This window comes from Nocardiopsis prasina DSM 43845, assembly GCF_000341265.1.
GTDB lineage: Bacteria > Actinomycetota > Actinomycetes > Streptosporangiales > Streptosporangiaceae > Nocardiopsis > Nocardiopsis prasina.
In genome coordinates, this window is sequence record NZ_ANAE01000162.1 from 77,606 (window position 1) to 102,400 (window position 24,795).

The 24,795-nt window shown below is 71.3% G+C and carries 23 protein-coding genes; 9 read left to right on the forward strand and 14 right to left on the reverse strand.

The window, feature by feature from the left end:
* Nucleotides 1-288: 288 nt before the first annotated feature.
* Nucleotides 289-1,656 (forward strand): serine/threonine-protein kinase, encoded by a 1,368-nt coding sequence (locus D452_RS0119645; protein ID WP_017545853.1) that lies wholly within the window; start codon nucleotides 289-291, stop codon nucleotides 1,654-1,656.
* An 88-nt stretch (nucleotides 1,657-1,744) separates the two neighbouring features.
* On the opposite strand, the gene D452_RS0119650 is transcribed toward D452_RS0119645, so the two are convergent.
* The 5 genes from D452_RS0119650 to mca form a co-directional block, all read right to left on the reverse strand.
* Nucleotides 1,745-3,778 (reverse strand): thioredoxin domain-containing protein, encoded by a 2,034-nt coding sequence (locus tag D452_RS0119650; protein ID WP_017545854.1) that lies wholly within the window; start codon nucleotides 3,776-3,778, stop codon nucleotides 1,745-1,747.
* A 44-nt stretch (nucleotides 3,779-3,822) separates the two neighbouring features.
* Nucleotides 3,823-4,827, reverse strand: a complete 1,005-nt coding sequence (locus tag D452_RS0119655; protein WP_017545855.1) for an ornithine cyclodeaminase family protein — start codon at nucleotides 4,825-4,827, stop codon at nucleotides 3,823-3,825.
* Between the two features lie 95 nt (nucleotides 4,828-4,922).
* Nucleotides 4,923-5,621, reverse strand: a complete 699-nt coding sequence (locus tag D452_RS0119660; RefSeq protein ID WP_017545856.1) for a GntR family transcriptional regulator — start codon at nucleotides 5,619-5,621, stop codon at nucleotides 4,923-4,925.
* Nucleotides 5,622-5,704: 83 nt separating this feature from the next.
* Nucleotides 5,705-5,992, reverse strand: coding sequence for a hypothetical protein (locus tag D452_RS0119665; RefSeq protein WP_040694353.1), 288 nt, complete (start codon nucleotides 5,990-5,992; stop codon nucleotides 5,705-5,707).
* A 5-nt stretch (nucleotides 5,993-5,997) separates the two neighbouring features.
* Nucleotides 5,998-6,876, reverse strand: a complete 879-nt coding sequence (mca, locus tag D452_RS0119670; RefSeq protein WP_026129485.1) for a mycothiol conjugate amidase Mca — start codon at nucleotides 6,874-6,876, stop codon at nucleotides 5,998-6,000.
* A gap of 156 nt (nucleotides 6,877-7,032) precedes the next feature.
* Between mca and D452_RS0119675 the strand changes: the two genes are divergently transcribed.
* Both D452_RS0119675 and greA read left to right on the forward strand, forming a co-directional pair.
* Nucleotides 7,033-7,449, forward strand: a complete 417-nt coding sequence (locus tag D452_RS0119675; protein WP_026129486.1) for a DUF4307 domain-containing protein — start codon at nucleotides 7,033-7,035, stop codon at nucleotides 7,447-7,449.
* Nucleotides 7,450-7,599: 150 nt separating this feature from the next.
* Nucleotides 7,600-8,100, forward strand: coding sequence for a transcription elongation factor GreA (gene greA / locus D452_RS0119680; protein WP_017545860.1), 501 nt, complete (start codon nucleotides 7,600-7,602; stop codon nucleotides 8,098-8,100).
* Nucleotides 8,101-8,230: 130 nt separating this feature from the next.
* Here the strand turns inward: greA and D452_RS0119685 are convergent, their stop codons facing one another.
* The gene (locus D452_RS0119685; RefSeq protein ID WP_017545861.1) at nucleotides 8,231-9,592 is read right to left on the reverse strand and encodes a hypothetical protein; all 1,362 of its coding nucleotides are present in this window, start codon (nucleotides 9,590-9,592) and stop codon (nucleotides 8,231-8,233) included.
* A gap of 132 nt (nucleotides 9,593-9,724) precedes the next feature.
* Entirely contained in the window at nucleotides 9,725-10,879 is a 1,155-nt protein-coding gene (locus D452_RS0119690) for an FIST signal transduction protein (protein ID WP_040694334.1), read from the reverse strand.
* Nucleotides 10,880-11,070: 191 nt separating this feature from the next.
* On the opposite strand from D452_RS0119690, the gene D452_RS0119695 reads away from it, so the two are divergent.
* Complete coding sequence (locus tag D452_RS0119695; RefSeq protein WP_017545863.1) at nucleotides 11,071-12,492, forward strand: sigma 54-interacting transcriptional regulator; 1,422 nt, start codon at nucleotides 11,071-11,073, stop codon at nucleotides 12,490-12,492.
* Entirely contained in the window at nucleotides 12,492-13,643 is a 1,152-nt protein-coding gene (locus tag D452_RS0119700) for a VWA domain-containing protein (RefSeq protein ID WP_017545864.1), read from the forward strand. The genes D452_RS0119695 and D452_RS0119700 overlap by 1 nt, the downstream gene beginning before the upstream one ends.
* A 7-nt stretch (nucleotides 13,644-13,650) precedes the next feature.
* Here the strand turns inward: D452_RS0119700 and D452_RS0119705 are convergent, their stop codons facing one another.
* Nucleotides 13,651-14,460 carry a GntR family transcriptional regulator gene (locus tag D452_RS0119705; protein WP_017545865.1) on the reverse strand — a complete coding sequence of 270 codons (810 nt, stop codon included), beginning with the start codon at nucleotides 14,458-14,460 and terminating at the stop codon, nucleotides 13,651-13,653.
* A gap of 8 nt (nucleotides 14,461-14,468) precedes the next feature.
* On the reverse strand, nucleotides 14,469-15,200 hold the full coding sequence (locus D452_RS0119710; protein WP_017545866.1) for a GntR family transcriptional regulator: 732 nt from the start codon (nucleotides 15,198-15,200) through the stop codon (nucleotides 14,469-14,471).
* Nucleotides 15,201-15,499: 299 nt separating this feature from the next.
* Here D452_RS0119710 and D452_RS0119715 point away from each other — a divergent pair, with 299 nt between their 5' ends.
* A complete protein-coding gene (locus tag D452_RS0119715; protein WP_017545867.1) occupies nucleotides 15,500-15,745 on the forward strand; it encodes a hypothetical protein in 246 nt (81 codons plus the stop codon).
* A gap of 105 nt (nucleotides 15,746-15,850) precedes the next feature.
* On the opposite strand, the gene D452_RS0119720 is transcribed toward D452_RS0119715, so the two are convergent.
* The 3 genes from D452_RS0119720 to D452_RS0119730 form a co-directional block, all read right to left on the reverse strand.
* On the reverse strand, nucleotides 15,851-16,996 hold the full coding sequence (locus tag D452_RS0119720) for a cystathionine gamma-synthase (RefSeq protein ID WP_017545868.1): 1,146 nt from the start codon (nucleotides 16,994-16,996) through the stop codon (nucleotides 15,851-15,853).
* 258 nt (nucleotides 16,997-17,254) lie between these two features.
* Nucleotides 17,255-17,983, reverse strand: coding sequence for an acyltransferase (locus D452_RS0119725; protein ID WP_017545869.1), 729 nt, complete (start codon nucleotides 17,981-17,983; stop codon nucleotides 17,255-17,257).
* 127 nt (nucleotides 17,984-18,110) lie between these two features.
* Nucleotides 18,111-19,478 carry a cystathionine beta-synthase gene (locus D452_RS0119730; RefSeq protein WP_017545870.1) on the reverse strand — a complete coding sequence of 456 codons (1,368 nt, stop codon included), beginning with the start codon at nucleotides 19,476-19,478 and terminating at the stop codon, nucleotides 18,111-18,113.
* Nucleotides 19,479-19,801: 323 nt separating this feature from the next.
* Between D452_RS0119730 and D452_RS0119735 the strand changes: the two genes are divergently transcribed.
* The 3 genes from D452_RS0119735 (at nucleotide 19,802) to D452_RS0119745 (ending at nucleotide 22,584) form a co-directional block, all read left to right on the forward strand.
* Complete coding sequence (locus D452_RS0119735; RefSeq protein ID WP_017545871.1) at nucleotides 19,802-20,860, forward strand: SGNH/GDSL hydrolase family protein; 1,059 nt, start codon at nucleotides 19,802-19,804, stop codon at nucleotides 20,858-20,860.
* Between the two features lie 45 nt (nucleotides 20,861-20,905).
* On the forward strand, nucleotides 20,906-22,126 hold the full coding sequence (locus D452_RS0119740) for an acetyl-CoA C-acetyltransferase (RefSeq protein WP_026129487.1): 1,221 nt from the start codon (nucleotides 20,906-20,908) through the stop codon (nucleotides 22,124-22,126).
* Between the two features lie 206 nt (nucleotides 22,127-22,332).
* Nucleotides 22,333-22,584 carry a DUF4287 domain-containing protein gene (locus D452_RS0119745; protein ID WP_017545873.1) on the forward strand — a complete coding sequence of 84 codons (252 nt, stop codon included), beginning with the start codon at nucleotides 22,333-22,335 and terminating at the stop codon, nucleotides 22,582-22,584.
* A gap of 64 nt (nucleotides 22,585-22,648) precedes the next feature.
* On the opposite strand, the gene D452_RS0119750 is transcribed toward D452_RS0119745, so the two are convergent.
* Both D452_RS0119750 and D452_RS0119755 read right to left on the reverse strand, forming a co-directional pair.
* Complete coding sequence (locus D452_RS0119750) at nucleotides 22,649-23,566, reverse strand: Bax inhibitor-1/YccA family protein (RefSeq protein WP_017545874.1); 918 nt, start codon at nucleotides 23,564-23,566, stop codon at nucleotides 22,649-22,651.
* A 157-nt stretch (nucleotides 23,567-23,723) separates the two neighbouring features.
* Nucleotides 23,724-24,650: a proline dehydrogenase family protein gene (locus D452_RS0119755; RefSeq protein ID WP_017545875.1), complete on the reverse strand. Its 927-nt coding sequence runs from the start codon at nucleotides 24,648-24,650 to the stop codon at nucleotides 23,724-23,726.
* Nucleotides 24,651-24,795 lie beyond the last annotated feature (145 nt).

Consider the following 24,795-nt stretch of genomic DNA (forward strand, 5'->3'; position numbering starts at 1 on the left):
AGACGTCCGATCGTCCGTACGAACGCGTACGCGCCCACTTATGAGAGGGTCACACGTCAATGGGACGTCTATGAGCCCCGTTCGGCTCCCGCCTCACGAATCCTCACGATCTCCGCCCCGTGGTGCACATGGCGCACGGAACTCGAAGGGCACCTCCAGTCTCCATGCCCCGAAGGCGTCGACGATACCCGGGGGAGGGGATCATATCCACGGAAGTCAACGTGAAGGCGCAGATGGTGTATTAGTGGGCAACGACCGCGTATTCACCCCCGACAGACCGAGGCGAAGATGAGCCAACCGGAGGCCTTCGGACGTTACCGCGTCATCAGGCGCCTGGGTTCCGGTTCCTTCGCCACAGTCTGGCTGGCGCAGGACGATCTGCTGAACTACCCGGTGGCCATCAAGGTACTCGCCGAGAACTGGGCGCACCAGATGGACATCCAGCACCGTTTCCTGGAGGAGGCGCGCATCCTGCGCCAGACCGACTCCACGTGGCTGGTGGCCGTCCACGACGTCGACGTGCTGCCCGACGGACGCCCGTACATGGTGATGACCTACGCCGACCAGGGCAGTGTCGCCGATCTCATCCACCGAGGTCAGCTGCCCCTGGACGAGGCGCTGCGGCTGCTCACGGAGATCGGTCAGGGCATCACCGTGCTGCACGGCCACGGCACGATCCACCGGGACATCAAACCCTCGAACGTGCTCCTCCAGTCCTCCCCCGTGGGCCAGCGCGTGCTCGTGGCCGACCTCGGCTTCGCGAAGGCGATCGACGAGGCGTCCGGTTTCACGGCGGCCGCGGGAACGCCCGGGTACATGTCCCCCGAGCAGAGCATCCCCGGCGGCGACCTCGACGTGCGCTCCGACGTGTACTCGCTGGGCGCGGTCGCCTACGAGCTCATCACGGGACGCCCGCCGTCCCGGCCTCCGGTGAGGGTGGCACCTGGCCGGATTCGGCCAGGTTTGCCTCCGGCGCTGGACGAACTGATCCTGTCCGCGCTGTCCGTGGACCGGGAGAGCCGCCCGGCCGACGCCAAGACCTTCACCGACCGGGTCCGTGCCATCCGTATGGCGCCCAACATGCCCGAGGACTCGTCCTGGTGGCGCCGCTACCGTATGCCCTGGCAGCGGGCGGGCGCCCTGGTCCTGGCCTGCGGGCTGCTCGTCGCGGGGGTCACCTCGTCCCTGGGGGCGCCCGGCATGGCGCTGACCACCGTGCGCAACTCCGCCATGGAGATGCGCGTGGACGTGCCCTCGGTGTGGGCGCGGGAGTTCCACACCGACCACGACGCCCGCGACTCCGTGACCGATGCCGGAGCGGGGCAGGGGTTGCTGGCCGCCACCGACGTGGACGACTGGCACTCCACCAACGTCCCCTCGTACGGGGTGTACGCGACCGTGGTCCCCGGGGCGCCGAACCTGGACACCGTCGCGGACACCAAACCCTGCCCGGGGCAGCCGGAGGAGCGGGCGATCAACGACGGCGACTGGCAGGGCATGGTCTGGGAGTGGCCCGAGTGCAACGGCAACGGCGCTTTCGCCTCCGTCGCCGTGCACCCGCCGGACACCCCCAAGACCGTGTACCTGGAAATCCGCCAGCCCGACTACCGTCCCGACGTCGTGGACGAGATCGTCGAGGGCATTGAGCTGCTGTGACCCTTTGGGGTCCGCCTCTTCACCTCGAAATGCGCGGCGTCGGACGAATGTGGTTCGTATTTCAACCAAAAGCCGGACTTGAGGCCGACTAAAGGGTCAGCTGCGCCCTGAGTTCCTCCGGAGTGGTGACGGGGAGTTTGCAGACGAAACCCTCGCAGACATAGGCGGTGGCCCTGCCGCCGACGCGTACGCGTTGTTCGAGCAGAGGCACTCCCCCGCTGTCGTTTCCGTCTCCCCGGGAGAGCACCGTGCCCAGGGGCGCCGACCGCAGCACCGTGCGCACCAGCTCCTCGGTCTCCGGGTCACCCGGCTCCCCCACCACGGCGACGGCGCGCGGCCCGCTGAGCAGCGCCTCACCGGCGGCCAGGCCCCAACCGGCGAAGCGCGGGGCCTTCTCGGCCAACAGCGGCACCACGGCCAGTGCGCCCTCGGCGGCGGCCCGGTGGCGCTCGCCGCCGGTCAGGGCCGCGTAGGAGAGCAGCGCGGAGGCGGCGGCGAACCGGCCCGAGGGCGTGGCGTTGTCCGTGGGGTCCTGGGGGCGGCTGAACAGCCTCTCCGCGTCGTCGGCGGTGTCGTAGAACCCGCCGTCGTCGTCGCCGAAGTGGTCCAGGACGGTGTCGAGCAGGCTCCCGGCCTCACGCACGTAGCGGGCCTCACCGGTCACGCCGTGCAGGGCGATCAACCCCTCGGCGAGGTCGGCGTAGTCCTCCAGCACCCCGGCGCTGGGCCCGGGGCGACCGTCCCTGGACGTGCGCACGAGCCGCCCGTGGATCAGGTGGGTGTCGAGGACGAGGTCGGCGGCCTCCCGCGCCGCCCGGATCCAGTCGGGGCGCTCCAGCAGGGCGCCCGCCTCGGCCAGCGCGGCGATCGCCAGCCCGTTCCAGGCGGCCACCACCTTGTCGTCGCGGGCGGGCGGGACCCGGTCGGCACGGGCGGTGAGCAGGGCGGCGCGTACGCGGTCGTAGCGCTCGGGGTCGTCGGGGTCCCGGCGGAGCTGGAGCACCGACGTGCCGTGCTCGAAGGTGCCCTGCGGGGTCACGTCGAACAGTTCGGCGGCCCAGGCCCCGTCCTCCTCCCCCAGGACCTCGGTGAGCTGGTCGGGGGTCCACACGTAGTAGGTGCCCTCCTCGCCCTCGCTGTCGGCGTCCAGGGCCGACGCGAACCCGCCCTCGGCGGTGCGCAGGTCGCGCAGCATCCAGTCGGCGGTCTCCTGGACCACCCTGAGCATGAGGGACCTCCCGGCCACCGCTACCGGGTCGGTGCCCACCGGGCGCCGGGAGAGGCGGGCGTAGGCGCGCAGCAGGAGGGCGTTGTCGTAGAGCATCTTCTCGAAGTGCGGGACCACCCACGCGCCGTCGACCGTGTAGCGGGCGAAGCCGCCGCCGATCTGGTCGTACATGCCGCCCCTGGCCATGGCCACGGCGGTGCCGCCCGCCATGAGGGCGGCGGGCGTGGGCTCGTCGGCGCTCTGGAACGGGAAGGTGCGCTCGTGCTGCGCGGTGAGGAAGGACAGCAGCATGGACGGCGGGAACTTGGGCTCGTCGCCGTACCCGCCGTTGACCACGTCGTAGTCACGGACCAGGGCCTGCACGGCCAGGTCGAGGTCGGCGGCGGTCGGTGGCGGGGAGGAGGCCAGGCGGCGCGGGGCCGCCAGCGCGTCCACCACGCGGCGGCCCTGGTCGAGGAGGTCGGCCCGCTTGTCCCGCCAGGCGGTGCCGACGCCCTCGAGCAGCCGCTGGAAGTGGTCGCGGGGGAAGTAGGTGCCGCAGTAGAACGGCGCGCCGTCGGGGGTGGCGAACACGGTCATGGGCCAGCCGCCCTGGCCGGTCATGGCCTGGGTGGCTTCCATGTACACGGCGTCGACGTCGGGGCGTTCCTCGCGGTCGACCTTGACGTTGACGAACAGCTCGTTCATCCGGTTCGCGGTCTCGTGGTCCTCGAAGGACTCGTGGGCCATGACGTGGCACCAGTGGCAGGCCGCGTAGCCCACGGAGATGAGGAGGGGGACCTCGCGGCGGCGGGCCTCGGCGAAGGCCTCCTCGCCCCAGGGCCACCACTCCACCGGGTTGTCGGCGTGCTGCAACAGGTACGGGCTGGTCGCGTCGCTCAGGCGGTTGGACATGGTTCCACTGTGCCACTCCGGTGCCGGGTGCGCGGGCCCCGGTCTCAGGAGGAGAGGGTGATCTCCGTGCCCAGCCCGCGCTCGCGGGCGGCGTCGAGCAGGAGACGGCCGACGGCGGCGTCCTCCAGGCCGACGCCCACCGAGTTGAACACGGTGATCTGGCGGTCCGAGGTGCGTCCGGGGTGCTGGCCGCCGACCACTCCGGCGAGTTCGAGGGAGCAGTCCTCGGCGGTGATCGCGCCCTCGGCCACGGCGTGCGCGACGTCCCCGGACTCGTGCAGGGCGGCCGGGGCGGAGTCCACCACGAGGAGGCCGGAGTCCCGGGCTGCGGCGAGGACGGCGGCGTCCACCTCGCGGTGGTCGGTCCTGGGCGGCGATCCCACCACGTTCAGGTGCTGTCCCGGGCGCAACCAGGCACCCTCCACCAGCGGTTCCCGGGACGGGGTCACCGTGCAGACGACGTCGGCGCCCTCCACGACCTCGCGGGGTGAGGCGGCGGCGACCACCTCCAGGCCGGGTGCCTGCTCGGCCACCGCGCGGCGGAGCCCCTCGACCGTGGCGGCGGAGCGGGACCACACCAGGACCCGGTCCGGGTCGCGTTCGTCGGCGAGGGCGACCACGTGTGCGGCGGCCAGGGGGCCGGCGCCGACGATCCCCAGGGTGTCCCAGCCCCGACGGGCCAGGTGTCGGGTGGCCACGCGGGTGGTGGCCGCGGTGCGCAGCCGGGTGGGGACCGCGCCGTCCAGGATCGCGAGGGGCCCGCCGGTCTCGGCGTCGGCCAGGACCACCACCGACTGCTGGGTGGGGAGTCCGCGCTCGCGGTTGCCCGGGATGTCACTGAGGAGTTTGCTCGCGGCCAGGCCCGCGCTCCCGAGGAGCCCGACCATGGGGACGAACTGGGCGTCGTGCCCCGCCAGCCGCGCGGGTTCCGCGTGGGGCTGCGCGGCCCGGCCCTCGGCGAGGTCGGCGAAGGCGGTCTCCACGGCGTCGGCCACCTGGCGCGGTGTGACGAGTCCGGTGAGTTCGGAACGGGTGAGGATGAGCGTCATCGTTGCCTTCTCCGTGGGTCCACTGCGGTCCATTAGCGGTATACCACTGATCCGGGCACGCGGACACCCCTCGGACGGCGCCCCACCGCGCGGGGCTACCTCCGTTGGCGGGTACGGGTGACGTCCACCGGATCGAACCGCTCCCAGGTGTCGGCGACGGCCAGCGTGGGTTCGAGGCCGGCCACGATGTGCGCCCGATAGAGCGCGGCGGCCCCGTCGCCGTCCCCCGCCTCGATCAGTTCGAGCAGGCGGACGTGCTCATCGCGCTGCTCGCGGGTGTCACGGTGCTTGGTGAGGTGGAAGAGCCACTGCACACGGGAGTCCAGCGGGGCCATCATCCGCTGGAGGAGGGGATTGCCGCAGGCAGCCACCACAGCCCGGTGGAAACCCGCGTTGGCGGCGGCCGTGGCGGACTCGTCGTCCGCCTTCAGGGCGCGCTCGGCGTCGTCCAGGAGGTCGCGCATCCGACGCAGGTCGGCGTCGGTGCGACGAGTGGCCGCGAGGCGGGCGGCCAGGGTCTCCAGCTCCTCGCGAACCTCGAACAGGCGCACGATGTCCTCACGGGACCAACTGGCCACCATGGCGCCCTGCCGGGGAACCAGGACGACCAGTCCCTCGGCCTCGAGCAGCCGCAGCGCCTCGCGCAACGGGACCCGGGAGACGCCGAGTTCGGCGGAGGCCTCGCGCTCCGTGATCCGGTGTCCGGGGAGCAGTTCGAGGTCGATGATGCGCGACCTGAGCTGGTCGTGCACCCGGTCGCGCAAGGAGGGGGCTCGGGAGGGCTCGGGCTGCATCCCCCCATGGTAGGCACTCCCCCGCCGGGCGGGTGTGCCCGCCCAGACCGCCCCCGCGGGTGCGCGGCGGGGGCGGGACCGGGTCAGGCCCTGGCGGAGGGGTCCTCCGTGGAGGAGGACGATCCGCCGGCGGCGGCCTCCACCCCGGAGGTCACCTCCTGGCCGTCCCTCTCCGCCGCCTCCTCGGCTTCCTCGGCCTCGGCGCGGGCCGAGACACCGCGCAGCTTGCCCATCAGGCTGCGCATCAGGAAGTACAGGCACACACCGATCGCGAAGATCGCGAGGAAGCCCATGACACCGGGTGTGACGGTGTCCTTGTCCAGCGCGAAGTCCTGGGCGAGCACCGTGGTGGACGCGAGAAGGGTGTTCATGTCGCTCATACTCTCATTGCCTCGCGGACACCCGCGAAGAGGTCCTGCTCAGGGACCTCCGTGTCCACGAGGGAACGGACCAGGTGGTAGTCCTCGGTCGGCCACGCCTCAGCCACGACCTCGTTGGGCACGGCGAACCAGAAGCCGTTCGGGTCGATCTGGGTGGCGTGCGCCCGGAGGGCGTCGTGCGCGGTGTCGAAGTACTCACTGCAACTCACGCGCGTGGTGATCTCCCAGCGCGGCCGCTCACGGTCCTTGAGGCGCTCCATCCACTCCTCGAAGGGGTTGTCCAGGCCGCGCTCGACCAGGATCTTCGCCAGGGCCTCGAACCGCTCGGGCGGGAACGAGACGAAGTAGTACAGCTTGAGGGGCTGCCAGGGGTCCCCGGCGTCGGGGTAGGCGTCCGGCTCCGCGGCGGCGTCGAAGGCGTGCATCGACACCTTGTGGGTCATGATGTGGTCGGGGTGCGGGTAGCCGCCGTTCTCGTCATAGGTGAGGATGACGTGCGGACGGAACCGGCGGATCGCGGCCACGAGGGGTTCGGCGCCCTCCTCCACCGAAAGGGTCGCGAAGCTGCCCTCGGGAAGCGGGGGAAGCGGGTCGCCCTCGGGCAGGCCGGAGTCGACGAAACCGGCGAACTCCTGCTCGACGCCCAGGATCTCGCGGGCGCGGTTCATCTCCTCGCGGCGCACCTCGGCGATGTTCTCGCGGATCTCGGGGCGCTCCATCGCGGGGTTGAGGATGTCACCGCGTTCGCCACCGGTCATGGTGACGACCAGCACTTCCGCGCCCTCGCGCGCGTAGCGCGCCATGGTCGCGGCGCCCTTGCTGGACTCGTCATCGGGATGGGCATGGACGGCCATAAGCCGCAGACGCTCGGACAACGAAGGCTTCTCCTTGGCTCGGTCGACGGCCACTGCACGCGGCTGTCCGACACCACCCCGGGTCACGGCGTGGACGACTCACGTGCGGGCCGCGTAGGGGGGCTGTCAGGTCGGGGATATCTTAGACAACACCGTCCCCTTGCTCGGAGATTCCCAATGTCAGCGACCCCGGAAGATGATGCCGTGAACAGTGCCGACACCGCGCCAGCGCTACGCAAGCGCCACGGCAACGGGCCCGTCTTCTTCGTCGTCGCGACCATCTTCGCGGTGGCCGTCAGCATCGGCTGGGGCTACTCCGTCATGAACTACACCGGGCTCAGCGGGGGCGTGTACCACCAGGTGGTCGCCGTGACCGCGCCCACCGGGAGCGAGGCCCGGATCGACTTCGAGGTGAACAGCAAGAACGGGGCCGAGTGCCTGCTCCGCGCGCTGGACAGCCAGATGGTCGAGGTCGGCACGGAACGCGTCGAGGTGGAGGGCGGGAACCGAATGGTGAGCCAGACCGTTGAGACGGTTCGTCAGGCTTCCACGGTAGAAGTGGCCTCGTGCAGGGAACAAGGTTCGCAAGACTGATCCACCGAGCCTTTCCCCCTGTCCGGCACAGGTACCTGGAGCGGACCCCTGAGAGTCGTGTCACCAGTGCGCGATCGCGCACGGTGATATTCTCGTGAGTTCAGCTCTGGCCGCCTGGTGGCCATTGCTACTAGTACACAAGGAGTTCCCGTGACCCAGACCCGCGATGAAAACGTCACCTGGCTCACCCAGGAGGCGTACGACCGGCTCAAGGGAGAGCTGGACCACCTCTCGGGGCCCGGGCGCATCGAGATCGCGGAGAAGATCGAGGCCGCCCGGGAAGAGGGTGACCTGAAGGAGAACGGTGGCTACCACGCCGCCAAGGAGGAACAGGGCAAGATGGAGGCCCGCATCCTCCAGCTCACCGAGATCCTGCGCACTGCGCGGGTCGGCGAAGCGCCCCGCACCGAGGGCGTGGTCGGTCCCGGCATGACCGTCACCGTCAAGTTCGACGGCGACGAGGAGGAGGTCACCTTCCTGCTCGCCTCGCGCGAGGAGAGCGGCTCCCCCATCGACGTGTACTCCCCCAAGTCCCCGCTCGGCTCCGCCATCAACGGCAAGGCGGTCGGCGAGACGGTCAGCTACAACCTGCCCAACGGCAAGAGCCTCGGTGTCGAGATCATCGGGGCGGTCCCCTACAGCGGCATGTGACATCGCTGTGCGGCCACCGGGTGGACCAGGCACGAAGTAACGACAGGGGCGGCTCCGGCCGCCCCTGTCGTGTGTGTGCCGCGCCCCCGTATCCCTGCCTGCTGGTCCAGGTCCTGGCGGGGCTGGTGCCCTAGCTCCTGGCGCACCTGGGGGCGTCCGCGCCGCCCACGGCGAAGGCCGCCGGAACGTAGTGGCCCTCCCCGATGCGGTACCAGACGTCCGAGGTCCCGGTCGGTCCGGTGGCCCGGTCACCGGTCGTGCGGCAGGCCACGTCCACGTTGGCCTTGTGCGCGGCCAGGCCCGCGGTGTCGAACTCGGTGCCGGGCCCCTCCCGCACGATCACCGGATCGGTACCGGAGGCCGTGGTGATCTCGGCGCGGGCCCGGTACTGGGCGGTCCACAGGTAGTCGACCCGCACCCACCCGTTGGTGGGGAGCTGGAGCCCTTCGTTGAAGGCACCGTCGGCGAGGTCGATGCCCGCAGGGTTGAGCACCTTGCGGCCGAACCCGTCCAGGCCGTTGTTGTGGTTCTCGGAGTAGGCGGCCTGTGCCTGGGGGCGTCCCCGGTCCAGGTCGCGCCAGGACTCGCGGTCGGCGTTCCAGTGGTCATCGGTGATGTTCCACGGCCCGACGTCCCACACGGGCAGGTAGGCGCAGCGCGGGACGTGGTTCCTGGTGTCGCCGCTGGCCTCGGGACCCAGTGCCCCGGTGCTGCACACCCGGACGGTGTACTCCCCGCCGCCCCGGTTGGACAGGCCCCGCCGCGAGGGGAGCGCGGCGAACTGGTCGGCGGTCCGGACCTTGTGCCCGTTGGCGGTGGTGTTTCCGACCAGGCCGATACGGGTGGCGAACAGGCGCGCGGAGAAGGGGCGCGGGACGTCGTCTCCCCGCGCCTCCTCACCGGAGTCCTCGTCGGACCCCTGTGTCTCCCCGGTCTCCGGCTCCGGGGACGGAGGCGTTCCGGTTCCCTCGACCGCGCGGACGCGGACGTCCGTGACGGAGGTCCGGTCGGCCCGCACCCGCGACGCGGACCCGAGCGCCGACTCCACCCCGATCCTCAGCTGGACCTCACTGACCGCCTCCGGGAGGGTCACCCGGCCGCCGCCGGGGCCGGTCGGGTGCCACTCGGTCCACATGCCGTCGGCGCGCACGCCCCGGGCCTCGGTGAGGACCTCCTCGGCGTCCCCGGAGACGCGCACAGCCACGTCGATGGTGTCCGTGGCCTCCCCCAGCTCCTGTTCGGGGAAGGTCGCCAGCCCCGCGTGGCGCTGCGACGGGTCCAGGCGCGGCGAGGCGCCGAGCTGGGTGCGGTCACCAGGGTTCAGGCGCAGTCCCCCGGCGTCCAGGGCCAGGCCGATCCGGTCCGCCGAGGACAGGTCCTGCTCCAGCCAGGCGGAGTCGGCAAGGGCCGGCGTGGGTGTCGCCAACGGAGCCAGGAGGGCGAACGCCCCGAGGGCCACGAGGGACGTGGTCGTGCGCCGGAAGTCGGCCATCGTTCCTTCTCTCACCAAACACGCAAAGTGATGAAAACAGTCACTCTTAGTAATCACCCTGGTGTGCGCACACTCAAGCAGGTTGGTCAGGGTGTTGGTGATCCGAGAGTAAAAGTCCGACTTGGGCGGGTGTCAGGCGGCGAAGGCCAGGAGACAGGCCGTGAAGCCGTGGACGTGGTTGACCCCGGCGACCGGACCGATCTCCCCTGCAGCGAAGAAACCCGCCACCGGGCCCGCACCGAGGATGCGCCGGACCGCGAGGACGTCATGGTCGGCCTGCGTGAACAGCGCCTCGCCCCGGCCGTTGCACGAGAACAGCAGACCCCCGCCCACGGAGTACTCGGTGCCGAAGTCCGTCAGCTTGCGGGCGAGGTCCTCGTCCGCGGTGCTCGCGTCGCGGACCTGGAAGCGGACGGTCTGGCCCACCTCCACCATCTCGTCGATGGTCAGCGCCCCCAGCTCGGGGTCGGCGCCGCTGAGCGCGCGGATCAGGAAGTCGCCCTGTTCGTGGTGGTCCGCGTACTCGTCCATGGCGATCCCGATGTGCAGCCCCCGCGCGGCCAGCTCGCGGTCCTCCTCGGAGAGCTCTTCGACCAGGCTCTCCAACCGCTCGTAGGCGTTGGTCCCGGCCAGTTCCAGCACGAGGTTGCCCTCGGCCTTGGTGATGGTCATGCTCGGCCCCACCGGGCGACAGCCCTGGCTGACCACCGTGCCCAGCACCCCCTCGCCGCCGATCAGCACGCCGATGGCGCCGTTGTCGGCGACCTCGCCCTCGCAGAACAGCCGCACGGACTCCTCGCCGCGCAGACCGTCGGCCATGCCGCCGATCAGCGGAAGCCCGTCGAGCGCGGCCGTGGTCTCCCGGACGAACGCCTGGGTGGGGAACTCGTAGGGGTTGGTGAGCAGGATGCCGGCCCGGTCGCGCGGAGAAGGTTCGCGCATACCCACCACGGCCAACTGGTCGCCCTCGACGACGGTGTCCAGCCGGAAGGGGGTCAACTCGACCCCGGGCAGGCGGGCGCTCCAGACGCTGACCGCGCCCTGGCCCTCCACGCCCCGGCCGCCGCCGACCACTCCGGTGGCGCTGCACCCCAGGGTGAGGGCGCCACCGGCCAGCTCCATGACCCGCCTTCCGGCGAGGGTGACCTCGTCCGGGTCCGCCCCGCTGACGAAGAAGCAGACCAGGTCGGCCGGGCCGTCCATCTGCTCCAGGGCCTGAAGCACGGCGCGTTCGGCCGCGTTCACGAGGTCGGCCCCCGTCGTCAGTGCATCGCCGAACCTAGCCACCAGCTGCCACCCCCGCCTTCACCGGTCACCGGACCGGTCCTGGGAACCTTGCCGTCCCATTCTTCCACCAGACTCCCAACAGGAGCTTTCCTCCTGATGGCCCCTCAAACGCCTCCGCCCCGGCGCGTGTCCGACGAATCCCCTTCCCCGTGGGCGGGCGGCACCCGTCAGGCACGCCCTACACTCCCCTTGTGACCCATGCCGCACATGCCCCCAGCGGGCTCCCGCGCACCCGCGCCGCGCTGCGCGAGTCCGGCCACGTCCACCGCACCACCACGGCGGAGGTGCGCGAGAACCTGCTGGCCCGGATGGCCTCGGGCCGCCCCCGCTTCCCCGGGGTGCACGGGTTCGACGACACCGTGCTGCCCCAGCTGGAACGGGCCCTGATCGCCGGGCACGACATCGTCCTGCTGGGCGAGCGCGGCCAGGGCAAGACCCGGTTGATCCGCACGGTGGCCGGTCTCCTCGACGAGTGGAGCCCCGTGGTGGAGGGCTGCCCGGTCAACGACCACCCCTACGCCCCCGTCTGCCCCGCCTGCCTGCGCCGGAGCGCGGCCGAGGGCGACGACCTGCCGGTGGCCTGGCGCCACCGCGGCCTCCGCTACGGGGAGAAGCTGGCCACACCCGACACCGGCACCACGGAGCTGATCGGTGACGTGGACCCGGCGCGGCTGGCCGAGGGGCGCTCCCTCGGCGACCCCGAGACGATCCACTACGGTCTGCTGCCGCGCGCCAACCGGGGCGTGTTCTGCGTGAACGAACTCCCCGACCTCCCCGCGCGCGCCCAGGTGGCCCTGTTCAACGTGCTGGAGGAACGCGACCTCCAGGTGCGCGGGTACACCCTGCGCCTCCCCCTGGACCTGCTCCTGGTGGCCAGCGCCAACCCGGACGACTACACGAGCCGGGGGCGGATCGTCACCCCGCTCAAGGACCGGTTCGGCGCGCAGGTGCGCACGCACTATCCACCCGGACTCGACGACGAGCTGGCACTGATCCGGCAGGAGGCGGACCTGCCCCCGGGCACGACCGTCCCGTCGCACCTGCTGGAGGCGGTCGCCCGCTTCACCCGACTGGTGCGCGCCTCCAACCGGGTGGACCACGGGTCGGGGGTGTCCGTGCGCTTCTCCGTGGCGGCCGCCGAGACCCTGGCCGCCTCGGCGCTGCGCCGGGCCGCGCTGGTCGGCGAGGAGGTCCCGGTGGCCCGGGTCTGCGACCTGGCGGGGGTGGCCGAACCGCTCCTGGGCAAGGTCGAGTTCGAGGCCGGGGCCCAGGGGCGTGAGGCGTCGGTCCTGGAGACACTGTTGCGGCGGGCGGTGGCCGAGACCTTCCGGGCCCGGCTGGGCGACGCGGACCTGGAACCGCTCAGCGACCGGTTCACGGGCGGCGGGACGGTGGAGAGCGGCGACCTCGTGGGAGCGGCCGAGCTGCTGCGCCGTGTGGGTACGGTGCCCGGGTTGTCCGGGCTCATGGAGCGGGCCGCGCCGGAGTCGGCGGACGGACCGCCCACCCCGGGGTTGGCCGCCGCCGTGGTGGAGTTCGCGTTGGAGGGCCTGTACCTGGAACGGCGGCTGTCCAAGGACACCGTGCCCGACGGGGGTGTCTACCGCTTCTGATGAGGTTCCGGTACCGGGAGTACATGGGTGGCCCCGACCCCCTGGCCGAGACCGATCCGCCCCCCGCGGAAGCGGTGCGGTCCGCCGTGGGCCTGCTGGAGCTGATAGCCGGGGCGCGCTCCGGGGAATCCGGGAGCGCGGCGAGCATCGAGGACTCGCCGGAAGCGGCGCTCGCCGCCGCCGAGGAGGCGCTGACCCGCTACGCCGACGGCGACCGCGACGCGCTGGTCGGGCTGGACACGGGGGCGCTCCGGGGCGCCCTGGGGCCCGCCGCGTACGGCCCGTTGGATCGGCTGGACGCCGCCGACCACGAGTTGACGCCACGTGAGCTGCGCAGACTCGGGGAGGTGGCGCTGGGCGACATCGAGGTGGTGCGACGGGGCGCTCCCGGGGGCCACCCGGGCGGGGACGGGGCCGGGGACGAACCCACCGGGGCCGCCGTACCCCACGACGGACTGGACCGGACCCTGGACGCCGTCGCGACCCTGCGCGAGGCCATGCTGCGCCGGGCCGCCGCCGGTGGTTCCGGAGCGGCGCTGCGGGCGGAGGACGTCCGGTACACGGAGACGGAACCCGCGGGGGCCGCCGCCGTGTGCCTACTGGTGGACCTGTCCCACTCGATGGTCACGCGGGGGCTGCACGAGGCCGCCACCCGTACGGCGCTGGCGCTGCACACCCTGGTGCGCACCCGGCACCCCGAGGACCGGGTCCTGCTGATCGGCTTCGGCGACCGCGCCCGCGAGATGACCCCCGCCGACCTGGTGGAGCACGACTGGCGGCGCGTCCCCGGCACCAACCTCCAGCACGCGCTGCACCTGGCCCGGCGGCACCTGCGCCGTCACCGGGGTCTGCGGCCGCTGGTCCTGGTGGTCACCGACGGCGAGCCCACCGCGCACCTGGAGGAGGACGGGGACGCCCGGTTCGCCTGGCCGCCCGCGCCGCGCACGGTGGAGGTCACCGCGGCCGAACTCGACTCCGTGCTGCACGAGGGCGCCGGGGTGACGTTCTTCCTGCTCGCCGACGACCCCCGGCTGCGGGAGTTCCGGGCGCTGCTCGAACGCCGCCGTGGCGTGGGCGTGGTGAGCAGCGACGCCGAGGCTCTGGGGCCGTCGGTGATCGACCGGTACCTGCGGCGGCGGCCCGGTCCCTGAGCCGGGGTCAGTGGTCGAAGACGTTGACGTCGGAGTCCATCACCGGCAGGTTCTCGGGGGCGTCGCCGCCCGCGTAGAGGAGCTGGTGGCGGTTGGCGGGCATGAGCGTCTCGGTGTAGCGCAGCGGGCGCTGGCCCTCGTAGGTCACCCGCTCCTGCACCAGCAGGGGGAGGCCGGGGCCCAGGCCGAAGGCGTCCGCCTCGTCCTGGGAGGGCATGCGGGCACCCACGACGTCCCAGTTCCAGTCCTCGTGGAACCCGAGGTCGCGCATGACGGTGCCGATGCCGTTCTCCAGGTACTCGGGGGACATGAGCGGGGTGTTGTTGGCGATCCCGAACGGGAAGTAGGTGACGTGGGACTGCCACAGGCCGCCGTCCACGTAGTGCTCCGAGGAGCGGATCACGACCAGTCCGCCGCTGGCCGCCCTGCCGTCGACGGCGTCGATCAGCCGCTTGGCCACCTTGGGGCGCATGGTGTCCAGACTGACCTTCACCTTCTCGTCGATGTTGCTGTACCCGGCCTGCCGCAGCCGTTCGTGGTAGCCGAGGTCGAACCGGGAGGGATCGTCCGAGGCGTCGGGGGTGGCCTTGTGCATGACCGGGTGGTGGTCGGCGACGAAGGCGCCCCGACCGACCCGGATGGAGACGCGGCCCTCGTCCTGGAGGATGCGCATCCCCAGCCGGGCGGTGGCACGGGAGACGTCGAGTTCTTCGGCGAGTTCCTCCTCGCCGGGCAGCCGGTCGCCCGGGCGGTAGTCGCCCCTGGACAGGGCCTCGCGGAGGTAGTCAGCGACCACGGTCTTCTTCGTCGCGCTCATTGGCTGGATCAGTCCCGGTGGTAGGCCTGGAGGTTGCCGTGCTCGAACTGGTAGCGGATGCTGTGCCCCGCGTGGACGGTGTGCACCAGCCGGAGGGGGCGGTCGTCGGAGTAGTCGGTGCGGTGGACGTCGAGGACCGGGACCCCCGGCGGGAGTTCGAGCTCGGTCGCCTCCTGCGGGGTGGGCATGCGGGTCTCCAGCTCGTCCACGTAGCCGACCTGACGGTGCCCTTGCTCGAGGAGGACGGTCAGGGCGCTCTCGACGTTCTCGGGGAGCATCAGTGAGGTGCCCTGGACCAGGTCGACCGGGTAGTAGGCGGAGCTGATCGATCCGGAGCGCTCCCCGGAGAACCGGTGCATGCGCCGGACCACCGTCATCTCGCCCTCCGGAACGCGGAGTCGGCTGGCGATGTCGGGGGTGGCGCTGAGCAGCTGGAGTTCCTCCAGGGTGAGGCCGCTCATGTTGAACTCGTTGAGCCCGTCGGGGCCGCCCGCCTTGCGGGTGGCGTAGAAGATCTCGGGGACCACGTCCTGGACGAAGTGACCGCGCCCGGGTCTGCTCACGATGAGGCCCTGGTTGCGCAGCATGCCCAGGGCGAGGCGGATCGTGTTGCGGGAGGCCTCGAAGCGCTCCTCCAGCTGCTTCTCCGAGGGGAGCTGCCCGCCCAGGGGCAGGCTCCTCTCCTGGATCTCCCGCCGTAGGACACGGGCGATCTGTCGATATCTGCTCTCTGCCCGCATAAGTCCGCCCTAGGAGGGGTAAAAGACCAACATCACAGCTTGTACCAACAAGCTAAGTGCTACACCAGCCGAACAGGTTTACCTGGTTTACATGAACCCATCCTAGAGGAAGGTGACCCTCAGTACAGGGCACCCCCGGCCCGAGACGGAGACCCCCGTAATGCGCAGACCCCTCCAGGACCACCCGCCCCATACCGCCACAGGAAGCGACCGCCGATGAATCCCGGCAGTACCCTCCCCCGGCTCACCAGGGGGCCGCTCAGGATCTGACCACCCACCACACAGAGGACCACTTCCCCATGCAGCAGATCGCCTTCGTCATCCTCATCCTCGCCGGACTCCTCCTGTTGGGACTCGCCACGGGATTCCTCCTCGCGGTCTCCATCGGCATCCGCCGCGCGGACCGCAACCGCACCTACCGTTCCCTGCGCCGGAACGGCAACGACAGCGCCCTCTCCCGCTCCAGCCGGGCCGTCGTCGGCCTGCGCTTCCGGGACGACCGGGGCGAACTTCCGGACCGCGGCCGTACCCCCACCGCTGTCTGACCCGGACACACGTCCGAGGAGCACCACCGAACCAGGGGCCGCGGCGGGCCCGGCACACGGCCGGGGGACCCGCGCGGCTCGGCGCGGGCACCCCAAGCCGCCGTATCAGCCCTCGAGGGCCTGCGTCAGGTCCGCGACGAGGTCGTCACCGGACTCGATGCCCACGGAGATCCGGACCAGGTCGGCCGGGACCTCCAGCGCGGAACCCGCGGTGGACGCGTGCGTCATCCGCCCCGGGTGCTCGATCAGGGACTCCACCCCGCCCAGCGACTCCCCCAGGGTGAACACCCTGGTCCGCTCGCACAGATCCAGGGCGGCCTGCTCCCCGTCACGCAGGGAGAAGGAGACCATGCCACCGAACGAACGCATCTGCCGCTCGGCGATCTTGTGCCCCGGGTGGCTGTCCAGGCCCGGGTAGTAGACCCTGCGCACCGCGGGATGGCCCTCCAGGGCCGCCACCACGCGCTCGGCGTTCTCGCTGTGGCGGTCCATCCGCACGCCCAGAGTCTTGACCCCGCGCAGCGTCAGCCAGGAGTCGAACGGGCCCGGAATGGCGCCCATGGTGTTCTGGTGGAACGCCAGCCGCTCGCCCAGCTCGGCGTCGGCCACGACCAGGGCGCCGCCGACGACGTCGGAGTGCCCGCCGATGTACTTGGTCGTGGAGTGCACGACCACGTCGGCGCCCAGGGTGAGGGGGCGCTGGAGGTAGGGAGAGGCGAAGGTGTTGTCCACGACGTGCAGCGCGCCGGCGTCGTGGGCGACCTGCGCGACCGACTCGATGTCGGTGATGCCCAGCAGCGGGTTGGTGGGCGTCTCCGTCCACACCACCTTGGTGTTGGGGCGCATGGCGGCGCGGACCGCCTCCACGTCGGTCTGGTCGACGGCGTCCCAGCTGACGCCCCAGCGCTCGACCACCTTGGAGATGAGCCGGAACGTGCCGCCGTAGGCGTCACCGGGGATGAGGACGTGGTCGCCCGGGGAGAGGACCGCGCGCAGCAGGGTGTCCTCGGCCGCCATGCCGGAGGCGAAGGCGAGGCCGCGGGCCCCGGACTCCAGGGCCGCCAGGCACTCCTCCAACGCGGTGCGCGTGGGGTTCTTGGTGCGGGAGTACTCGTACCCCTGTCGCATCCCGCCAACGCCGTCCTGGGCGTAGGTACTCGTCTGGTAGATCGGCACAACCACGGCGCCGGTACCGGCGTCCGGCTCCTGCCCCGCGTGGATGGCCAGCGTTTCAAAACCGTCGAACTTCATGGGTCCAGCCTAGTGCCCCGGAACGGCCTGGAACCCTTTGTCAACAGGCATATCTCAGGATGTGGTCACCACGGTCCGTGCGTCCGCGTCGCCGTACGGACCACCCCCGGGGCGGCCCGCCGCGACGGCCCCCGGACGTATGCGACGCCCGGGGCCGATCCCGGACACGCGGCGCCCTCACTTGGAGGGTTCCGGGGCTTCGGTCGCCATGATCAGGCGGCGCGGGACGGCACGGGGGCCCGCCCCGCGAGGCCTCGGTCAGGCCGGGGGGAAGCGGGTCGGGGAACCCGGCTCGGGAGGCTCTGTGGGCGCCTCGGGGGGCAGCCCGGTGACCGGGGTGGGGACCCGGGTGGGGGTCCCGGTCTCGCGCAGGGGCGGGTCCCAGCCGAGCTGCTCGTCGTACGAGCGCACGACCTTGCCGGGGATGCCCGCGATCACCGCGTGGTCCGGGTACCGGCCCGGCCGCACGACGGTCCCGGCCGCCACAACGGAGTTCCTCCCCAGGTGCACCCCGGGCAGGATCACGCTGTTGGCGCCCAACCAGCTCCCGTCCCCGATGCTCACCGGGTCGTCCACGGGCCACTGGAGGCCCACCGGGATGTCGGTGTTGGCGTAGGCGTGGTTCTGGTCCGTGATGTAGACGTAGGGCCCGGTGTACACGTGGTCGCCGATGTCCACCGAGCGGTGCGCGACGATGTGCGACCCCCGCCCGATGGCGCAGCCGGAACCGATACGCACGACGGAGCCCTCACCGAGGTCGTAGTCGGGGCCCATCCCGGCCGCGAGGGTCATGTCCCCGCCGAGGACGGTGTGCACGCCGATCTCGATCCACGGCTCACCGTAGAGAGTGGCCGTGGGGAAGGCGATCGCCGAACCGACGCCGAAGCGCGCGAACCTGCGGGCCGCCCTGGAGTCGGCTCGGATCTCTCCGTGGCTCCGCGCGTACGACCAGGCGGAGCGGATGATCCAGTTGAGGAGCCGCGACACGGGTGCACCTACTTATTACCGGCCAGTACGTACTGACGCGAACATTAGCAGTGTCCGAGTATGCGGCACCGTGTCCGGAAGGTGAACCCCGGGGCCCGAATGTCGTTCGGTCCCCGGGGAACGGGGATCAGCCGGACAGGTGGGCCAGCAGGTCCTGGCGGGTGAGGATGCCCACCGGCTTGCCGTCGCGGAGCACCACCAGCGCACCGGAGGTGCGCAGCAGGCGGACGCAGTCGCTGACCGGCGTCCCCGTGCCCACCGTGGACAGCGGCTTGCCCATGTGCGTCTCGACCAGGTCGTCCAGCTCGGCGCGGCCGTCGAACAGGGCGTCCAGGAGGTCGCGCTCGGCGATGGAGCCGACCACCTCGGCCGCCATGACCGGCGGCTCCTCCTTCATCACCGGGAGCTGGGAGACGCCGTACTCGCGCATGATCGCCACGGCGGTACCGACCGTCTCGTCGGGGTGGCTGTGCACGAAGTCGGGCATCTCGCCCTCCTTGTCCGCGAGCACCTGGCCGGCGGTGGCTTCCTCGGTCTCTGCGGACAGGAAGCCGTAGTCGGCCATCCACTCGTCGTTGAAGATCTTGCCGAGGTAGCCGCGGCCGCCGTCGGGCAGCAGCACCACGATGACGTCGTCCGGACCGGCGTCCTTGGCCACGCGCAGGGCCGCCTCGACCGCCAGACCGCAGGAGCCGCCCACCAGCAGGCCCTCCTCCTTGGCCAGGCGGCGGGTCATCAGGAAGGAGTCCTTGTCGCTGATCGGCACGATCTCGTCGCAGATCGCCGTGTCGTAGGTGCCGGGCCAGATGTCCTCGCCCACGCCCTCGACCAGGTACGGACGGCCGCTGCCACCGGAGTACACGGAGCCCTCGGGGTCGGCGCCGACGACCTGGACGGCGCCCTTCGAGGCCTCCTTGAGGTACCGGCCGGTGCCGCTGATGGTGCCGCCGGTGCCGATGCCCGCCACGAAGTGCGTGATCCGGCCCTCGGTCTGGTCCCAGATCTCCGGCCCGGTGGAGTGGTAGTGGGACTCCGGGTTGTTCTCGTTCTCGTACTGGTTGGGCTTCCAGGCACCGGGGATCTCGGCGGCCAGGCGGTCGGAGACCGAGTAGTAGGACTCGGGGTGCTCGGGCGCGACGGTGGTCGGGCACACCACGACCTCGGCCCCGTAGGCGCGCAGCACCGACAGCTTGTCCGGGCCGACCTTGTCGGGGCAGACGAAGACGCAGCGGTAGCCCTTCTCCTGCGCCACGAGGGCCAGGCCGATACCGGTGTTACCGGAGGTGGGCTCCACGATCGTGCCGCCCGGTTTGAGCTCTCCGCTCTTCTCGGCGGCCTCGACCATGCGCAGCGCGATGCGGTCCTTGACCGACCCGCCCGGGTTGAAGTACTCGACCTTGGCCAGGATCGTCGGGGCCAACCCCTCGGTGACCTTCCGAAGACGGACCAGGGGGGTGTCTCCGACCAGGTCGATCAGTGAGTCGTGTACCCGCAACTTCGCTCCTTCGCATCGTGGCGACCGGGTCTTCGGCCCGCCCGTGTGTTTCCCCGGTGACGCCCGGGGCAGGTGGGACCGGTCCGGCTCCCACATCCAGACTCTAAGCCGATTTCACCGGTCTCGCGCCGCTCACCTGGATCAAGGCGACCAGGAGCGGTGCGGACCGGTTCGGACCAGTGGGCCGGTACCCCGTACCGGAACGACCGACTTCGCTGACCGCCGGGCACTGATTGTGTGCCCTCGGGGTGCGTGACCCCGAGGGGCCCCGCCGGTAACGTCGGACTGGATAACCTGCTGGTCGGACGCTTCGGGGGGTACCGATGCTGCGAGCCGCGCGAGCCCGACGCATCGCCGCCGCCACCGCGTTCGGCGGGGGCGGTCTCACGCTGGTGGGCGGCGGCACCGTCGCCCTGCTCTACCTCCAGGCCCGGCTCGCCCAGAACGCGATCGGCCACACGAAATGGGACCGGCCGAGGGCCAACGGCACCTACGGCGAGGGCGAGGGCCCGGCGCTGCGCCTGCTGATGCTCGGCGACTCCACGGCGGCCGGGTTCGCGGTCACCGAGTCCCGGCAGACACCGGGGGCCCACCTCGCGGCGGGCATCTCCGCAGCCGTCGACCGCCCGGTGTGGCTGCGCTGCACGGCCAGCCCCGGCGCCACCTCGGCCGACCTCGCATCCCAGGTGGAGCGGGCTGAGGCGGCACTCCCCGAGAAGCGCTACGACATCGCGGTGGTCTTCGTGGGCGCCAACGACGTCATCCGCCGGGTCCGCCCCAACGACGCCGTGGCGGCGCTGCGCGAGGTCACCGCCGAACTGGTCGGGCTGGGCACCCCCGTGGTGGTGGCCACCTGCCCCGACCTCGGCACCGTCCGTCCCATCGGCTGGCCTCTCCGCTCGGTGGCCCGCCGGGCGTCACGGCAGCTGGCGGCCGCCCAGACCATCGCGGTGACGGAGGCGGGCGGGCGCACGGTCTCGTTGAGCGACGTCCTCGCGGACGACTTCCGCTCCGATCCCCTGTCCATGTTCGGACCGGACCGGTTCCATCCGTCGGCGCGCGGCTACGCCGAGGCGGCGTTCGTCGTCCTGCCCTCCGCCTGCGCGGCCCTGGGGCTGCTCCCGGAGCTCGACGAGGCGGCGCGCACCGAAGGTGTGCTGCCCTTGGACCGCGCCGCCGTGGTGGCCGCGCAGACCCCCGGCACGGAGGTGTCGCGCGCCGCCGACCAGGAGCCGAGCGGTACCCAGGGCCGTTGGAGCGCCCTTGTGCGGGGCCCCTTCCGTCTCCGGGGAGGGGCCCGCCCGACACCCCCCGAACCGCCCGCCGAGGCGGACGCGCCAAGGCCGACCCCGGGTGGCGCGGCGGAGCGCCGGACGGGTTAACTGGTGAGTAACAAGACCCGCCGTGCCCCGAACAAGGACGAGAACATGCCCGAAGCAGTCATCGTCGCCACCGCGCGCTCCCCGATCGGCCGAGCCTTCAAGGGCTCCCTCAAGGATCTGCGTCCGGACGACCTGACCACCCAGATCGTCGGCGCCGCCCTGGCCAAGGTCCCCGAACTCGACCCGAAGAGCATTGACGACCTCATGCTCGGCTGCGGCCTCCCCGGCGGCGACCAGGGCTTCAACCTGGCCCGTATCGTCGCCGTGCAGCTGGGCCTGGACACCGTCCCGGGCACCACCGTCACCCGCTACTGCTCCTCCTCCCTCCAGACCACCCGGATGGCCTACCACGCCATCAGGGCGGGCGAGGGCGACGTGTTCGTCTCGGCGGGTGTGGAGACCGTGAGCCGCTTCGTCAACGGCAGCAGCGACAACCCGCAGAACGAGAACCCGGTCTTCGCCGACGCCAAGGCGCGCACCGAGAGGCGCAAGGAGGGCGGCCAGGGCACCTGGACCGACCCGCGCGAGGACGGCCTCCTGCCCGACGCCTACATCGAGATGGGCCAGACCGCCGAGAACGTCGCCGAGATCACCGGCGTCTCCCGCCAGCGCCAGGACGAGTTCGCCGTCCGGTCGCAGAACCTCGCCGAGAAGTCGCTCGACAACGGCTTCTGGGAGCGGGAGATCACCCCGGTGACCCTGCCGGACGGCACCGTGGTGAGCACCGACGACGGCATCCGCCGCGGCACCACCTACGAGAAGGTCTCGCAGCTCAAGCCGGTCTTCCGCCCCGACGGCACCGTCACCGCGGGCAACGCCTGCCCGCTCAACGACGGCGCCTCCGCACTCGTCATCATGAGCGACACCAAGGCCAAGCAGCTGGGCATCACCCCGCTGGCCCGCATCGTCTCCACCGGTGTGACCGGCCTCAGCCCCGAGATCATGGGCCTGGGCCCGGTCGAGGCCTCCAAGCAGGCCCTGGCCCGCGCCAACATGGCCATCGGCGACATCGACCTCGCCGAGATCAACGAGGCCTTCGCCGCCCAGGTGCTGCCCTCCGCCGACCAGCTGGGCATCGACATCGACTCCCAGCTGAACGTCAACGGCGGCGGCATCGCCGTGGGCCACCCGTTCGGCAGCACCGGCGCCCGCATCACCGGCACGCTGATCAACGGCCTCCAGTTCCACGACAGGACCTTCGGCCTGGAGACCATGTGCGTGGGTGGCGGCCAGGGCATGGCCGCCGTCTTCGAGCGCCTCAGCTAGCACTCGGAAGGGGCTCCGGACACCGGTTCGGGGCCCTTTCTGTGTCTCCGGAGCCCTTGGCGCCCCGGGTTCGACTACGGGCGTCCCGCAGGCAAACGTTCCCACTTCGCCAAGGTAAAAGCTGGTGCCCGGGTCTTGTCCCCGCCGCGATCCTGATGCAGGGTCGCAGGTAAGTGCCACACGTTCAACGCACTGCGGAGGTGCCTATGACGGTGACCCACTCGCCGGAGATCCACGCAAAGCTCATCGAACGTATCCCGGTCGTCACCGGCCGAGGACTCCACGAGTGGTTCGACTCGCTCGACCAGGGACCGGGCCTCCTGCGCCCCACCGACCGGTCGCGCTGGCTCGCGGACGAGTACGACCTCACCCACGGTTACGCGCACGCGATCGTCACCGAGTACGACCGCCGCCGCCGGAACCGCTCCATCCCGTCGCCCCGCCCGAAGTCCTCCTGACCGAAACGGCGGAGGGGCCGCCCCCGGGAAGAACCCGGGCGACGGCCCCTCGTCACGCGGAGCGCTAGTCCGCGAACATCGTCTTGATGAGCCAGAGCAGACGCAGGATCTCGATGTACAGCCAGACCACGGAGACGGTCAGGCCGAAGGCGAACTGCCAGGCGAACTTGTTCGGGATGCCGGCGTTGACGCCCTCCTCGATGCCGCGGAACTCGATGGCGAGGGTGAGCGCGGCCAGGACGACGAACACGATGCCGACGCCGAGGCCCAGCCAGGTGGGCTCACGCAGACCCATGCCGCCAGCGATGAAGAAGCTGAGCACGAAGTTGACCAGCGTCAGCGCGGCGGCACCGAGCACGGCGTAGGAGACGGCCTTGACGAAGCCGTCGGTCACCTTGATGATGCGGAACTTGTACAGCGCGAGCATCACACCGAAGACCGCGACGGTACCGATCACGGCCTGGGAGACCAGCGAGGTGCCCGCCGAGGGGTCGCCCATCTGCATCGACAGCATGTTGCCGAGCACGGCCGACAGACCACCGACGAGCAGGCCCTCCAGGGCCGCGTACGACAGGATCGCGACCGGGTTGGTGATCTGCTTGAACGCGATCACCAGGCCCAGGATGAGCCCGCCGATCATGCCCAGGAACATCAGGCCCATGGCCAGGCCCGGGTTGCCCGAGAAGAAGAGGAAGTAGTTGATGACGCCGAAGATCGCGACGGCGCCCAGGGTCATGCCGGTGCGCACGACGACGTCGTCGATGGTCATCGGCTGCTCGGCCTGAGCCTGCTGGGGGTAGCCCTGCTGCGGGTAGCCCTGCTGGGGGTATCCCTGCTGGCCGTAGGGCTGCGGGTACGCCTGTCCGTAACCCTGCTGCCCGTAGCCCTGCTGACCGTAGCCGGGCTGCCCGTACCCCTGCTGGGGTCCGGACTGCTGCTGAAGCGCCCGCTTGAGGACGGGGTTGGAACTCCGCATCCGCATGTCTAGTAATGGCCTTTCACGCGTGGATTGCTGCCCACAAAGTAACGTACGGCCCGGCCCGGGGGTTCCGGCGCCAAGGTCACCGTTGCGAAACGGGCCCGCACCGGATCGCACCGGCACGGGCCCGTTCGCCGTCGCCGGGGCGACGACCGCTCTCCTAGTTGCGGGTCACCAGGGACCGCGCCAGGAAGAGCATGTTGGCCGGACGCTCGGCCAGGCGGCGCATGTAGTAGCCGTACCACTCGTCGCCGTAGGGGACGTAGACGCGCATGCGCTTGCCCTCGGCGGCCAGGCGGACCTGCTCGCCGTCCCGGATGCCGTAGAGCATCTGGTACTCGTAGTCGTCCGCGCCGCGGCCGTTGGCGGCGGCCAGCTCACCGGCGATGGCGACCATGCGCGGGTCGTGCGAGGCGACCATCGGGTAGCCGTCGCCCTCCATGAGGACCTTCAGCGCCCGCACGTAGGCCCTGTCGACCTCGTGCTTGTCGCGGAAGGCCACCGACTCGGGCTCGTCGTAGGCGCCCTTGCACAGGCGCACACGGGAACCGGCGCCGCTGAGGTCGCGGCAGTCGGCCTCGGTGCGGTGCAGGTAGGCCTGGAGCACCGCGCCCACGAACGGGAAGTCCTCGCGCAGCTCGCGCAGGATGCCCAGCGTGGAGTCGGTGGTGGTGTGGTCCTCCATGTCGAGGGTCACCGTGGTGCCGATCGCCTGGGCGGCCTCGGCGATCAGGCGCGCGTTCTCCAGCGCGATCTTCTCGCCGTCCTGGTTCAGGAACTGGCCGACGGCCGACAGCTTGACCGAGACCTCGGCGCGGTCGCCCAGCCCGGCCTCGCCGAGGGCCCCGAGCAGGTCCTGGTAGGCGGTCACGGTGGCGGTGGCCTGGGACAGGTCCGTGGTGTCCTCACCGAGGAAGTCCAGGGTGATGTAGCGGTCCTTGGCCAGCTCGCGGACGGCCGGAAGGGCCTCCTCCTGGGTGGAGCCCGCGACGAAGCGCGTGACCATGGCCCGGGTCATGGGAGTGCGCTCGACGATCTTGCGGCAGGTCGCGGACCTGGCGGCGAGCAGCAGGGGCTTACGAAGCATGGTGACCTCGAAGAGACGTGCGCGAGCCGATGGGGCTGGCGCGGGCGTTGCGCGCGGGCGGTGTGCCGTCCGCGCGATGGGTTCCTCGGGGGGCCGGGGCCCGCTCGGAAAGGAGCGGGCCCCGTGGGTGGCGGCGGCCCCGACT

What these genes read in the sequence shown, in the direction of transcription:
- D452_RS0119660 (WP_017545856.1), bottom strand. Translation starts at nt 5,621, where the DNA reads ATGCAGCCCGAGCCCTCCCGAGCCCCCTCCTTGCGCGACCGGGTGCAC.
- D452_RS0119700 (WP_017545864.1), top strand. Translation starts at nt 12,492, where the DNA reads ATGAGGTTCCGGTACCGGGAGTACATGGGTGGCCCCGACCCCCTGGCC.
- D452_RS0119650 (WP_017545854.1), bottom strand. Translation starts at nt 3,778, where the DNA reads ATGTCCAACCGCCTGAGCGACGCGACCAGCCCGTACCTGTTGCAGCAC.
- D452_RS0119665 (WP_040694353.1), bottom strand. Translation starts at nt 5,992, where the DNA reads ATGAACACCCTTCTCGCGTCCACCACGGTGCTCGCCCAGGACTTCGCG.
- D452_RS0119655 (WP_017545855.1), bottom strand. Translation starts at nt 4,827, where the DNA reads ATGACGCTCATCCTCACCCGTTCCGAACTCACCGGACTCGTCACACCG.
- D452_RS0119685 (WP_017545861.1), bottom strand. Translation starts at nt 9,592, where the DNA reads ATGGCCGACTTCCGGCGCACGACCACGTCCCTCGTGGCCCTCGGGGCG.
- D452_RS0119710 (WP_017545866.1), bottom strand. Translation starts at nt 15,200, where the DNA reads ATGCGGGCAGAGAGCAGATATCGACAGATCGCCCGTGTCCTACGGCGG.
- D452_RS0119645 (WP_017545853.1), top strand. Translation starts at nt 289, where the DNA reads ATGAGCCAACCGGAGGCCTTCGGACGTTACCGCGTCATCAGGCGCCTG.
- D452_RS0119755 (WP_017545875.1), bottom strand. Translation starts at nt 24,650, where the DNA reads ATGCTTCGTAAGCCCCTGCTGCTCGCCGCCAGGTCCGCGACCTGCCGC.
- D452_RS0119705 (WP_017545865.1), bottom strand. Translation starts at nt 14,460, where the DNA reads ATGAGCGCGACGAAGAAGACCGTGGTCGCTGACTACCTCCGCGAGGCC.
- D452_RS0119735 (WP_017545871.1), top strand. Translation starts at nt 19,802, where the DNA reads ATGCTGCGAGCCGCGCGAGCCCGACGCATCGCCGCCGCCACCGCGTTC.
- D452_RS0119750 (WP_017545874.1), bottom strand. Translation starts at nt 23,566, where the DNA reads ATGCGGATGCGGAGTTCCAACCCCGTCCTCAAGCGGGCGCTTCAGCAG.
- D452_RS0119745 (WP_017545873.1), top strand. Translation starts at nt 22,333, where the DNA reads ATGACGGTGACCCACTCGCCGGAGATCCACGCAAAGCTCATCGAACGT.
- D452_RS0119740 (WP_026129487.1), top strand. Translation starts at nt 20,906, where the DNA reads ATGCCCGAAGCAGTCATCGTCGCCACCGCGCGCTCCCCGATCGGCCGA.
- D452_RS0119715 (WP_017545867.1), top strand. Translation starts at nt 15,500, where the DNA reads ATGCAGCAGATCGCCTTCGTCATCCTCATCCTCGCCGGACTCCTCCTG.
- D452_RS0119720 (WP_017545868.1), bottom strand. Translation starts at nt 16,996, where the DNA reads ATGAAGTTCGACGGTTTTGAAACGCTGGCCATCCACGCGGGGCAGGAG.
- D452_RS0119675 (WP_026129486.1), top strand. Translation starts at nt 7,033, where the DNA reads ATGTCAGCGACCCCGGAAGATGATGCCGTGAACAGTGCCGACACCGCG.